This is a genomic window from Actinomadura chokoriensis (assembly GCF_041463665.1).
Lineage (GTDB): Bacteria > Actinomycetota > Actinomycetes > Streptosporangiales > Streptosporangiaceae > Spirillospora > Spirillospora chokoriensis_A.
Window position 1 is genome coordinate 24346 of sequence record NZ_JAXCEJ010000034.1, and the last position, 12580, is coordinate 36925.

Consider the following 12580-nt stretch of genomic DNA (forward strand, 5'->3'; position numbering starts at 1 on the left):
GCTAGAGGCGGACGTACTCGTAGTCGAACGGCCTGCCGTTCACGCCGTTGCGAGGCGGGGCGATCCAGGTGGCGATCCTGCCGCGCTCGTGAACGGGCCGCATCAGCGACCGGACGTGGGTCTTGTCGACCTCGGTCGGGAGCCAGGAGCCCTTGCGCCGCTCCCACGCGTCAACGTCCAGGATCTCGCCGTCCGGGGCGGCCTCGATGCCGGCGAACGCGCCGACCTTGCGGTTGAAGGCGACGCTCGGCAGGTAGAGGCGCTGCGGCAGTCCCGCGTCGGACAGGATCCGGTTCCACCGGCTGACGCCGCTCTGGCAGTCGGAGACGTACTCGCGGCGCAGGTCGGTGTTCAGGCCGGTGAGCGCGGCCACCTCGGTCTGGGAGACAGCGCCGTCGACCAGCGCGTCCACCATGACGGCGTCGCCCGTGAGGCGGTGGTCGTCCCTGCGGCGGCCCTCCATCCAGCGGCCCTTGAGCCCGGCGGTGTAGTACTTGGCGACGTTGCTGGACGTCTCCGACCCGAACAGGTCGAGCGAGACGGAGTAGTGGAAGTTCAGGTACTTCTGGACGACGTCGAGCGAGATCGCGCCGTACGGGGTGACGTCGTCGGTGTCGTGCTCCTTCATGAGCTGGACGGTCCGCTCCACGACGCGGTCGATGCCCGTGGTGCCGACCATCATGTGGTGGGCTTCTTCCTTGAGCATGAACTCGCACGTCCGTGACAGCGGGTCGAAGCCGGACTCCTTCAGCGTGCCGAGCTGGTACTTGCCGTCCCGGTCGGTGAAGTAGGTGAACATGAAGAAGGACAGCCAGTCGGGCGTCTCCTCGTTGAAGGCGCCGAGTATGCGGGGCGACTCCTCGCTGCCGGAGTTGCGGTGCAGCAGCTCCTCGGCCTCCTCACGCCCCTCCCTCCCGAAGTGGGCGTGCAGGAGGTAGACCATCGCCCAGAGGTGGCGGCCCTCCTCGACGTTCACCTGGAACAGGTTGCGCAGGTCGTACAGGCTCGGCGCGGTCGCGCCGAGGTTGCGCTGCTGCTCGACGGACGCGGGCTCGGTGTCGCCCTGGATCACGATCAGCCGCCGCAGGTCGGCCCGGTACTCCCCCGGAACCTTCTGCCAGGCGGGCTCGCCCTTGTGCGCGCCGAAGCCGATGCGCCGGTCGCCGTCGCGTTCGGCCAGGAAGATGCCCCACCGGTAGTCCTTCATAGCGACATGCCCGAAATGCGCCCAGCCCTCGCGGCCCACGTTCACGGCCGTCCGCAGGTAGACGTCCCGCGTCGGCAGCGCCGGCCCCATCGACTCCCACCAGTTCAGGAAGTTCGGCTGCCACGACTCCAGGGCGCGCTGCAGGCGCCGGTCCTCGTGCAGGTCGACGTTGTTCGGGATCTTCCCGGTGTAGTCGGCGCTGGTCGCCATGGATCAGACTCGCTTTCGGTCGAAGTCGGCGCGCCGCCCGGTGCCGTAGCGCCGTAGCGCGCCGTCCGGGCCGGACGCGTTCGGCCGGGTGAAGATCCAGTTCTGCCAGGCGGTGAGCCGTCCGAAGATCTTGGTCTCCAGGGTCTCCGGGCCGGGGAAGCGGTGGTTGGCCTCCAGCCCGGTCAGCGCGTCGGGGCTGAAGCTCGCCCGCTCCTCGATCGCGATGCGGACCTCCTCGTCCCAGTCGATGTCGTCGGGCGCGAAGGTGACCAGGCCGAGGCGCTCGGCGTCGGCGGCCTCCAGGGGCTTGCCGGCCGCGTCGCGGACGGCGGCGAGGGTCTCCCCGTCGCCGAGGAACCGGGTCTCCAGGCGGGTGAGGCCGTTGCTCATCGGGAGCGGGCCGAGGTTCATCGCGTCGACGGTGATCGCGGCGGGGTCGGCGTCCGGGTCGACGTCCTCGAAGACGCCGTCGAGCTGGTAGGTGCGGTCGGCGGCCAGCGCGACCTCCAGGAGCGAGCCCGCGAAGCAGCTGCCCGGCTCGATCAGGGCGATGAGGCTGCGGCTGGTGACGTCGAGGCGCTTGAGGGTCCGCTTGAGGTAGTGGACGATCTCGCCCGCGAGCCAGTCGCCGGCGTCGCCGAGCAGCAGCCGGTCATGGGCGAGGACGTGCTCGGCCTTCCCGGTCGTGCGCAGCACCCAGGTGCCGAGGTCGAGTTCGTTGGTGCGCAGGTCGAGGATCAGGTCGTCCAGCTCGCGGGTCATGGCGAGCGTCCAGAAGGACTCGCGGTGGAAGTCTTCGGGGGCCCCGTCCGGGCCGGCGATCGTGATCTCCACGGCGCCCGCGGCGCGGTCCAGCTTCGCCGACACGTGCCGGTAGGCGATGGACGTGCCGGTCCGCTCCTTGCCGAGGGGGGTCAGCGCGACGCACTCGGCGCCGGCCGGACGGGACGAGCGTCCCGCCAGTTCCCGGGCGCGTTCCGCGACCGTGGCGTCCCAGGCCGTGCGGGGCACCGCCTCGTCCACCAGCCCCCACGCGACGGCCTTCCGGCCGCCGAGCCCCTCGGCCCTGGTGGAGAAGTAGTCGGCGCGGTCGCGGCGGACGCGCCGCTTGTCCGTCACGCGGGTGAGGCCGCCGGTGCCCGGCAGGACGCCGAGGAGCGGCAGTTCCGGCAGCGCCACCGCCGACGAGCGGTCGTCCACCAGCATGATGTGCTCGCAGGCGAGCGCCAGCTCGTACCCGCCGCCGGACGCGGTGCCGTTGACCGCCGCCAGGTAGGTCTGGCCGGAGTTAGCGGTCGCGTCCTCGATGCCGTTGCGGGTCTCGTTGGTGAACTTGCAGAAGTTGACCTTCCAGGAGTGGGGGGACGCGGCCAGCATCCGGATGTTGGCGCCCGCGCAGAAGATCTTCTCCCTGCCGCTGGTGATCACCACCGTGCGGACCCCGGGGTGCTCGAACCGGAGCCGCTGGACGGCGTCGTACAGCTCGATGTCCACGCCGAGGTCGTAGGAGTTGAGCTTCAGCTCGTAGCCGGGGACCAGGCCGCCCTGCTCGTCCACCGCCATCGTGAGGGTGGCGACGGGCCCGTCCACCGCGACGCTCCAGTGCCGGTAGCGGGCCGGGTCCGTCCGGAACTCGACGTGCATGGGGTGCTCCTCCGCTGTGTCCGTCCCACCATGCTCGACATCATTCAGTCACTACGTCAAGCGTTTGTAGCACAATGCCCGGTCAGCCGGAGCCGAGCAGCGCGGCGGCCAGCTCGCGGACGGCGAAGCGGCGCAGCTTGCCGGTGGGAGTCGTCGGGAGCCTGTCCACGATCAGCACCTCGCGGGGACGCTTGAACGACGCGAGCCCCGCCCGGCAGAAGTCGATCAGTTCCGGCGGCTCGGCGGACGCGCCCTCCTTGAGGACGACCGCGGCGACCGGCTTGTCCAGGCCGTCGGCGTCGGGCAGCCCGACGACCGCGGCCATCGACACCGCCGGATGCTCCAGCAGCCGTCCCTCCACCTCGGCGGGCGACACCCAGATCCCGCCGGCCTTGAGCATGTCGCCCGTCCGGCCGAGGCAGGTGTAGTAGCCGTCCTCGTCCACCACGTAGGTGTCGCCGGTGCGCAGCCACTCCCCCTGGAACACCTTGCGGGTGGCGTCCGTGCGGCACCAGTAGCCCGTCGCGATCGACTCGCCCTTCACCAGCAGCGAGCCGGGCGTGCCCGGCTCGACGTCGGCGCCGTCGGCGTCCACGACCCGCAACTCGTAGCCGGGGACGGCGGTGCCCGTCGTCCCCGGGCGGACCTCGCCCGGACGGTTCGACAGGAAGATGTGCAGGCACTCGGTCGACCCGAGCCCGTCGATGACCTCCACGCCGTACCTGGCGGTGAACCGGCGGCACAGCTCGGCGGGCAGCGGCTCGCCCGCCGACACCGCCAGCCGGACGGACGCGAACGCCTCCACCGGCACGTCGGCGTTCAGGAGCGCGGCGTAGAAGGTGGGCACGGCGAAGAACAGCGTCGGGCGGTACTCGGCCAGCCGCTCGGAGACCGACGTGGGCGTCGGACGGTCGGGGTCCAGGATCGCGGTCGCTCCGGCGGCGAGCGGGAAGAACAGCGAGTTGCCGATCCCGTAGGCGAAGAAGAGCTTGGCGACCGAGTAGCAGCGGTCCTCGGGCGTGATGCCGAGGACCTGGCGGCCGTAGGTCTCGACGACGTGCCGGATGTTGGCGTGCCGGTGCATGGCGCCCTTCGGCTTGCCCGTCGTCCCGGACGTGTAGAGCCACAGGGCGCTGGAGTCGTCCGACGTCATGTACGGCTCGGCCGGTTCCCCGCCGAGGGCCCGTCCCTCCTGGACGAGGTCCTCGAAGGGGCCCACCCGCACGCCGGGTGGGGCCTGCAAGGCGGCGTCCCCCTCCACCGCCACGTGCCGGACGCCCGGCGCATGCGCCAAGGCTGCCTCCGCCGCCACCGCGAACCGGCCGCTGACCAGCAGCACCCTGGCCCGCGCGTCGTTGAGCAGCGCGGCCAGCTCGGCGCCCGTGAGCATCGTCGACACCGGCACCGGGACGGCGCCGAACCGCATCGCGCCCAGGATCGCGGCGGCCATGAACGGACCGTCGGCCATGAACAGGACCACGCGTTCCTCGCCGCGCAGGCCCCGGCGCTCCAGCCCGGCGGCGATGTGGCCGGACAGCTCGGCGAGTTCGGCCTGACCGAGGTCGCCGCCGGGGCCGGTCAGCGCCGTCCGGTCGCGGGTCTCCGGCTGGACCGCTGCCTGGAGCAGGTACTCGGAAGCGTTGAACGTGCCGGGCGAGGCCGGTGCGGTCGCCGTCTCAGCGGTCATCGGTGCCTCCAGTCGCCGGGAACCGTGGCCCTCATGCTCTACATGGACAAAACGCTAGTCAATAGATCTGTGGAATGATGGCCGGTCACGGAGAGGCTCGTTCGGTACTCGCGCAGTGTTCGCACGGCACTCGCGCGATACTGGACAGCGTTCCATGGACGGCCGCTCCCCCGAAGGGCTCAGGAGGAGAAGCACATGGCCCGATCCGGCGAGGACGCGGCGCCTCCCCGGCCCGAGTTCCGGCGGCGGCGCGAACTGGGCGCGGCGAGCGCCCGGTCGCTGCTGCTGACGGTGCTGGGCGAGTTCGTCCTGCCCGGCGGCGAGCCGGTCTGGACGGCGGCGTTCCGGCGGGCGCTCGGGCTGCTCGGCGTGGAGGAGAAGGCCGTCCGGCAGGCGCTCGCGCGCAGCGCCGCCGAGGGCTGGCTCGCCGGGGAACGGCACGGCCGCCGCACCGCCTGGCGGCTCACCCCGGCCGGCGAGCGGCTGCTCACCGACGGCACGGAACGCATCTACGGCTTCGGCGGCCCGGTCGGGGAGTGGGACGGGCGGTGGCTGCTGGTCCTCGCGACCGTCCCGGAGACCAACCGGCGGCTCCGCCACCTGCTGCGGACGCGGCTCGCCTGGAGCGGGCTCGGCAACCTCTCCCCCGGCGTGTGGGTGAGCCCGCACCCGGAGCGCGAGCCCGAGGTGCGGGGTGTCCTCGCCGAGATCGGCGTCGCGGACAGCTCCACCCTGTTCACCGGACGCCTCGGCGACCTGACCGAGGCGCGCCGCGTGGCCCGGCAGGCATGGGACCTGGACGAGATCGAACTCTCCTACGAGGACTTCCTCGAAGCCGTCGGCGCGCTGCGTCCCGCCGACGACCCGGGCACGTTCGCCGCGCACACGCGGCTCGTCCAGGAATGGCGCCGGTTCCCGTTCCTCGACCCGGCCCTCCCGGCCGAGCTGCTCCCGGACGACTGGAGCGGCTCGCAGGCTTTCACGCTCTTCCACGAGCGCCACAACGCCTGGCGCTCCGCCGCCGACCGGCACTGGAAGGCGCTGTCCGAGGACTAGCTCCGCGGGGAGAGTTCCAGCGGGTTCACGGTGCCTTCGGCGACGTCCCGGCCCCGGTCGTCGCCGGATACCGGTCGACGGATTCTCCCGCGTGTAGAAGGCGCGCCTCCGGGAAGTCGGAGAAGGTTCGGAGCCGCGCATGGGAGGTCCCTGGATGAGCAGTCTGGTCGGACGGAACCTGCTCGCGGGAGCCGAACCGGACATCGCGGGTGGCGCGGGCCATACCGCCGCCGGCGCGGGCTATGCGGACGCCCCTCCGAGGATGGGCTTCTTCACCGACACGTCCGTGTGCATCGGCTGCAAGGCGTGCGAGGTGGCCTGCAAGGAGTGGAACGCCGTCCCCGAGGACGGCCTGGATTTCACCGGCATGTCCTACGACAACACCCAGGGCCTCGGCGCCGACACCTGGCGGCATGTCGCGTTCATCGAGCAGAACAAGCCCATGGGGCAGGCCGATCCCGGGGTGGACCACGGCGACGCGCCGGGTGACGGCGGCACCGACTTCCGCTGGCTGATGGCGTCGGACGTGTGCAAGCACTGCACGCACGCCGCCTGCCTGGACGTCTGCCCGACCGGCTCCCTCTTCCGCACCGAGTTCGGCACGGTCGTCGTCCAGTCGGACATCTGCAACGGCTGCGGCTACTGCATCCCCGCCTGCCCGTACGGGGTCATCGACCAGCGCAAGGGGGACGGGCGGGCCTGGAAGTGCACCCTGTGCTACGACCGGCTCGGGGCGGGCCAGGAGCCGGCCTGCGCCAAGGCGTGCCCGACCGACTCGATCCAGTTCGGCCCGCTGGACGAGCTGCGGGAGCGGGCCGCGCTGCGCGTCGACCAGCTCCACGACCTCGGCGTCGAGGACGCCCGCCTGTACGGCCACGATCCGGACGACGGCGTCGGCGGCGACGGCGCGTTCTTCCTGCTGCTGGACGACCCGGAGGTCTACGGGCTGCCACCTGACCCGGTCGTCACCACGCGCGACCTGCCGTCCCTGTGGAAGCACGCGGGCCTGGCGGCGGCCGCGCTGGCCGGCGGGCTCGCCACCGTCTTCGCCGCCCATGGCCGTGGAGGCCCGCGATGAGCGAGTCAGGAGTGGGCAAGGACGGCGTGCACGGCGCGCGGCCCGGCCGTGAGGCGCAGGTCGGGGCGGGCCTGCCGCGCCCGGACGGCGAGCGGCGCGGGCGGCGGGGCCGGCGCGGGCGGCGCGGCGAGAAGGCGATGGTGCCGGAGGCGGAGTTCACCTCCTACTACGGCAGGCCGGTCCTGAAGCCGCCGGTCTGGAAGGCGAACGACGTCGCCGCGTACCTGTTCCTCGGCGGCCTGGCCGGCGCCGGCTCGGTGCTGGCCGCGGGCGCGCAGCTCACCGGCCGTCCCGCCGCCGCACGGGCGCTGAAGATCTCCTCGCTGGCCGCGATCCTCGGCTCCACGGCGGCGCTGATCCACGATCTCGGACGGCCGGAGCGGTTCGCCAACATGCTGCGCGTCATGAAGCCGACGTCGCCGATGAGCATGGGCTCCTGGCTGCTCGCCGCCTACGGGCCGGCCGTGGGCGGCGCGGCCGTCCTCGACGTGACGGGCCTCTTCCCGCGGCTCGGCGGGGCCGCCACCGCCGGCGCGGCGGCGCTCGGCCCGGCCGTCACCACCTACACCGCCGTCCTGGTCGCCGACACCGCGGTGCCCGCCTGGCACGAGGTGCACCGGGAGCTGCCGTTCGTCTTCGCCGGCTCGGCCACGGCCGCCGCGTCCGGCATGGCGCTGGTCGCCGCGCCGGTCCGCGAGACGGGCCCGATGCGGACCGCCGCCGTGTGCGGCGCCGCCCTGGAGCTCGCGGCGTCGATGGCGATGGAACATCGAGCCGGACTGGTCGCCGAGCCGTACCGGGAGGGCAAGGCCGGCCGGCTCGTGCGCGCGGGCGAGATCCTGTCGGCCGCGGGCGCCGCCGGGGGCGCCCTGCTCGGGGGCCGCAGCCGCGCGGCGGCGGTGCTCAGCGGGACGGCGCTCCTGGCGGGCTCGGCCTGCACGCGTTTCGGCATCTTCCACGCCGGTGTGCGGTCCGCCCAGGACCCCAAGTACACCATCGTTCCCCAGCGGGAGCGCGTCAACGCACGCGGCACGAAGGCCACCACCTAGCCTGCCGACTTTCTGCACGTTGATTGAAATCTTGCGCAATCGGACAATTTCCGCGCACGGCGCGGTCGCGATCCGCGTGAACGCCAAGCCAAGCTCCTGCCCGTCAAACCCCGTTCCGGCGCGGGTTCGCGCCGCATAGATCGCCCAGGGTGGGGCAGGCCACAGAAAGTCAGGCTCTAGATCGCGTCACATTCGGAGGTGTCCGGCGCGTCTACTTCTGTGGCGGCGCCTGCGCGGAGGTCAACAGTGCGCGGAGGTCGAGGAGGCGGCATGGAAAGCGTGGCCAGAAAGTACGACCTGACGATGCTGTACGCCGCGTACGCCGCGTTCCGCCGCGACGCGGCCCGGCTGGAGGCCGCACTCGGGCAGACCGGAATGTCGTCCCGGCAGGCCGGAACGGCGCTCGCCAACACCTGGTCCATGTTCACCTTCCACTGGCGGCTCCAGGACAACGCCGAGAAGCGCGCCCTGTGGACGGTGATGTACGCGAAGGACGCCGACGGGCCCGCCAGGGTCGGCGTCGTCCTGGACTCCCTCGCGACGCAGACGCTGCGGGTCGTCCCGCTCCTCGACGGCGTGGACACGGCCCTGGAGCAACGTGACCGCCGCATGTTCACCCACTACGCGCGGGAGCTCCGTGCCTCGCTGGACGCTCTCCTGGACTTCAAGGAGTGCTACGTCCTGCCGCTGATCCAGGAGACCCTGACGCCCTTCGAATGGGGCACCTTCGACGTGGAGCTCCGCCGCGGGCTGGGCGTCCGGGGGCTCGGGGTGTTCCTGCCCTGGCTGCTGGACGACGCCCCGGAGGCCACCCGCCGCGCCGTCCTGCGGCTGCTCCCGCCGCCGATCCGGCTCTGCTACCGGCTCACCTGGCGGCCGCGCTACCGGCGCCGCGGCCATCTGGCCGTGCCCGCCTGCTGAGGTTCACATCTCCCGGTGATGTGACGCGGCTCACATTGCCGAAATGTCACATTCCTCCGTACCCGCTCAGTCTCATCCAGAGAACGCGACAGGCGGCGCGACGGAGGGATGCAGGCGATGGAGGGACTGACGGACGCCTCGGCCCGGGCACTGGACGAGCGGCTCGGCACCACCGGTTTCGCCCGCAGGGCACTGCGCAAGGCGTTCCCGGACCAGTGGACCTTCCTGCTCGGCGAGATCGCGATGTACTCGTTCGTGATCATCTTGCTGACCGGCGTGTACCTGACGCTCTTCTTCAAGCCGAGCATGCAGGAGGTCGTCTACAACGGCTCCTACACGAAGCTGAAGGGCGTCGAGATGAGCGAGGCGTACGCCTCCACTCTCAAGATCAGCTTCGATGTGCGGGGCGGGCTGCTCGTCCGGCAGATCCACCACTGGTCGACGCTCATCTTCATGGCCTCGATCCTCATCCACATGCTGCGCAACTTCTTCAGCGGCGCGTTCCGCAAGCCGCGCGAGCTGAACTGGCTGATCGGCATCGCCATGTTCATGCTCGTCATGCTGAACGGGCTGTTCGGGTACTCGCTCCCGGACGACCTGCTGTCGGGCACGGGCCTGCGCATCCTGGAGGGCGTCACCGCGAGCGTCCCGCTGGTCGGCTCGTACGCGGTGATGTTCCTGTTCGGCGGGGAGTTTCCGGGGACCGACATCATCCCGCGCCTGTACGTCGTCCACGTGCTGCTGATCCCGGGCATCCTCGCGGCGCTGATCCCTCTGCACGCCATCGTGCTGACCTGGCGGCAGACGCACACCCAGTTCCCCGGCAAGGGCAGCACGAACACGACGGTCCGCGGCTACCCGTTCTTCCCGGTGTTCATCGCCAAGACCACGTCGCTGTTCCTGTGGGTACTGGGCGTGACGACGCTGCTGGCGGCCTTCTTCCAGATCAACCCGATCTGGCTGTTCGGCCCCTACGACCCCGGCGCGATCAGCTCCGGCTCGCAGCCCGACTGGTACATGGGCTGGCTGGAGGGCTCGCTGCGGATCATGCCCGCCTGGGAGATCAACGCGTTGGGCCACACGATCGCGCTGAGCGTGCTGGTCCCGGCGCTGGCCGTCCCCGGGCTGCTGTTCACCGGGCTCGCCGTCTACCCGTTCCTGGAGCGCTGGGTCGCCGGCGACCACCGGGCCCACCACCTGCTGGACCGGCCCCGGGACGTCCCCGCCCGCACCGGCATCGGCGTCGGCGGCGTGATCTTCTACGGGACGCTGTGGCTCGCGGGCGGCAACGACGTCCTCGCCGAGCGGTTCCACGTCCCGCTGTTCTGGACGACCTGGTTCTTCCGATTCCTGATCATCTTCGGGCCGGTGCTCGGCTACGTCATCGCCTACCGGATCTGCGTCGGGCTGCAGCGCCGCGACCTCGGCCTGGCCCGGCACGGGCTGGAGACCGGCGTCATCCGGCGGTCGCCGGACGGCGGGTACAGCGAGGTCGAGCGGCGCCTGCCGGACGTGGCGATCGCCGCGATCACCGATCCGCGCCCGCCGGCGGCCGTCGACCTGGACGTCCCGCCGCCCGTCGACGGCATCGGCAGCCCGCGCGGCCGGACCGCGGCCGGCCGGCTCCGCGCCGCGCTCAACCGCCGGTTCCGGGCGGACCTCGCCGTCGTCCCCGAGCGTCCCCCGCTGGACTCCGCCGACGACCGGCGGGCGATCGACGAGAGGACCTCGCCAGGCTGACGGCGGGCCCCGTCGGCCTGGCGGTGGGGCCCGCCGTCAGACCGGCGGCGGGAGCCCGCCGTCAGCCCGGCGACGGGAGCAGGCCCGCGCGCATGGCGCCGGCCAGCCAGTCGCGGAACTCGGGCTCGGGCCATCCGGCCTCGTGGACGAGCGCCTCGTAGAGTGCCGGGTCGTTGAACGTCCACAGGACGTCGACGGCTCGCTCCGTGCCGAGGCCGGGGCGCAGCGGCCCGAGCGTCACCACGTGGTCGACGACCATCCGCGCCCCGGCCCGCCTGTTGGCGCGGAGCGTCCGCCACAGCTCGGCCGTCTCCGGCGCGGCGTCGGCCGCCCGCCGCACGGTCTCGAAGATCCGGGCCGCGCGTCCGCCGATCAGCGTGCACACGTCCGCGTAGGCGTCCAGCGCCGCGGCGGGGGTCGCGGCGTCCCAGACAGGGCGGAACCACGGACGGTCGGCGACCGGGACCGGTTCGTCGTCGCCGGCCAGGGCCTCGTCCAGGACCTGCTTCAGCAGCGCGGGCTTGGAGCCGAAGGCGGCGGTCACGGTCGGGCGGGCGACGCCGGCCGCCGCCGCGACCTCGGCCAGTGACGCGGCCCGGTATCCGTCCCGGACGAACAGCTCGCCCGCCGCCGCCACGATGGCCTGCCTGGTACGGCGCGCCGCGTCCTCCCGGAGGGAGGAACGGTACCGCCGCCTGCCCGGGGCCTCCCGGCCCTGCCGCTCTTCCATCCTCAACGCCGCTCTTCCATCTTCAACATACTAAGGATATATTCACCATAACGTCGTCTATCGAAATGGGGATGGCCATGGAGACGGCATCGGAGCCGGTCGTCCGGCCCTACCGGCTGGGTCCGGACGAGGGCGAGGCCCTGTGGTTCCTCGGGAGCCTTGCCACCGTCAAAGCGTCCGGCGCGCGGACCCGCGGCGCCCTCACCGTCGCGGAGTTCGTCAACCCGCCCGGGTTCGCGCCGCCACTGCACCGCCACCTGAAGGAGGACGAACTCTTCTACGTCCTGTCGGGGACGGCGCGCTTCCGCTGCGACGGCGAGGAGTTCGAGGCCGGTCCCGGCGACTTCGTGATGCTGCCGGTCGGCCTGCCGCACACCTTCCTCGTCGCACCGGACGAGCCGCTGCGCGCCCTCCAGCTGACCACCCCGGCCGGGTTCGAGGACTTCGCCGCCGAGGCGGGCGAGCCCGCGGCCGGCCGGCACCTGCCGGTTCCCGGGCCCGTCGATCCCGCCGCGCTCGGGCACGTGGCGGCGCGGCACGCCATCGAACTGCTCGGGCCGCCGCCGTCCGCCTGACCCGCGGGGCGCGGGATCGGGGCTCGGCGCGGGATCGGGGCTCGGCGCGGGATCGGGGCTCGGCGCGGGGGCAGGCCTTGGGACGGGGGGCTCAGGGCTTGAAGAGGTGCTCGATCACGGGACGGGCGGCGGCCACGGGGTCGTCGCCCAGTTCCGGGGGCAGCGCGCCGCTCAGCCACAGGTGCGCGAAGCCGTGCACGATCGACCAGGCGGCGAGGCCGCGCGTCCGGTCGCTCTCCGGGCGCCCCCGCGAGGCGTCCCGGACCCCCGCGGCGAGGACGCGCCCGGCGCGGTCACGGGCGGCCGCCAGACCGGGGTCGCCGGCCCGGTAGAGGCCGGGGCTGAACATCACCTCGAAGTGCGCCCGATGATCGACGGCGAAGCGGACGTAGGCGAGCCCGACCGCGTGCAGGTCGTCGCCGGCCGCTTCGAGGTCGTCCGCGAACAGGGCGTACCCCTCGGCGGCGACGGCCGTCAGCAGGCCCGTCTTGTCGCCGAAGTGGTGGGCGGGCGCGGCATGCGACACGCCGGCGCGGCGGGCCAGCTCGCGCAGGCTCCACCCGGCCGGGCCCGACTCGGCGATCGCCGCGACCGCGGCCTCCATGATCGTCCGCCGCAGGTCGCCGTGGTGGTAGCCGTCGCCGCTCATCCCGGGGATCCTATTGCGCGAACCGCCGGACCCA

11 protein-coding genes are annotated in these 12580 nt (G+C 72.5%); 6 read left to right on the forward strand and 5 right to left on the reverse strand.

Annotated elements, in window-relative coordinates:
• Position 1: 1 nt before the first annotated feature.
• The 3 genes from boxB to SM418_RS34580 form a co-directional block, all read right to left on the reverse strand.
• Positions 2 to 1417, reverse strand: coding sequence for a benzoyl-CoA 2,3-epoxidase subunit BoxB (gene boxB, locus SM418_RS34570; protein ID WP_371945821.1), 1416 nt, complete (start codon positions 1415 to 1417; stop codon positions 2 to 4).
• Between the two features lie 3 nt (positions 1418 to 1420).
• A complete protein-coding gene (gene boxC, locus SM418_RS34575; RefSeq protein WP_371945820.1) occupies positions 1421 to 3061 on the reverse strand; it encodes a 2,3-epoxybenzoyl-CoA dihydrolase in 1641 nt (546 codons plus the stop codon).
• An 82-nt stretch (positions 3062 to 3143) separates the two neighbouring features.
• A complete protein-coding gene (locus SM418_RS34580; RefSeq protein ID WP_371945819.1) occupies positions 3144 to 4748 on the reverse strand; it encodes a benzoate-CoA ligase family protein in 1605 nt (534 codons plus the stop codon).
• Between the two features lie 195 nt (positions 4749 to 4943).
• On the opposite strand from SM418_RS34580, the gene SM418_RS34585 reads away from it, so the two are divergent.
• From SM418_RS34585 to qcrB, 5 genes are all read left to right on the forward strand, one after another.
• The gene (locus SM418_RS34585; protein ID WP_371945818.1) at positions 4944 to 5804 is read left to right on the forward strand and encodes a PaaX family transcriptional regulator; all 861 of its coding nucleotides are present in this window, start codon (positions 4944 to 4946) and stop codon (positions 5802 to 5804) included.
• A 262-nt stretch (positions 5805 to 6066) separates the two neighbouring features.
• Entirely contained in the window at positions 6067 to 6882 is an 816-nt protein-coding gene (locus SM418_RS34590) for a 4Fe-4S dicluster domain-containing protein (RefSeq protein ID WP_371945845.1), read from the forward strand.
• Entirely contained in the window at positions 6879 to 7931 is a 1053-nt protein-coding gene (gene nrfD, locus SM418_RS34595) for an NrfD/PsrC family molybdoenzyme membrane anchor subunit (protein WP_371945817.1), read from the forward strand. Before SM418_RS34590 ends, nrfD begins: the two co-directional genes overlap by 4 nt.
• Before the next feature lie 270 nt (positions 7932 to 8201).
• A complete protein-coding gene (locus SM418_RS34600; protein WP_371945816.1) occupies positions 8202 to 8852 on the forward strand; it encodes a hypothetical protein in 651 nt (216 codons plus the stop codon).
• 117 nt (positions 8853 to 8969) lie between these two features.
• A complete protein-coding gene (gene qcrB, locus SM418_RS34605) occupies positions 8970 to 10592 on the forward strand; it encodes a cytochrome bc1 complex cytochrome b subunit (RefSeq protein ID WP_371945815.1) in 1623 nt (540 codons plus the stop codon).
• Between the two features lie 61 nt (positions 10593 to 10653).
• Here qcrB and SM418_RS34610 read toward each other — a convergent pair whose 3' ends face one another.
• Positions 10654 to 11322, reverse strand: a complete 669-nt coding sequence (locus SM418_RS34610; protein WP_371945814.1) for a TetR family transcriptional regulator — start codon at positions 11320 to 11322, stop codon at positions 10654 to 10656.
• Between the two features lie 77 nt (positions 11323 to 11399).
• Here SM418_RS34610 and SM418_RS34615 point away from each other — a divergent pair, with 77 nt between their 5' ends.
• On the forward strand, positions 11400 to 11897 hold the full coding sequence (locus tag SM418_RS34615; protein WP_371945813.1) for a cupin domain-containing protein: 498 nt from the start codon (positions 11400 to 11402) through the stop codon (positions 11895 to 11897).
• Positions 11898 to 11988: 91 nt separating this feature from the next.
• Here the strand turns inward: SM418_RS34615 and SM418_RS34620 are convergent, their stop codons facing one another.
• A complete protein-coding gene (locus SM418_RS34620) occupies positions 11989 to 12546 on the reverse strand; it encodes a TetR/AcrR family transcriptional regulator (RefSeq protein WP_371945812.1) in 558 nt (185 codons plus the stop codon).
• Positions 12547 to 12580 lie beyond the last annotated feature (34 nt).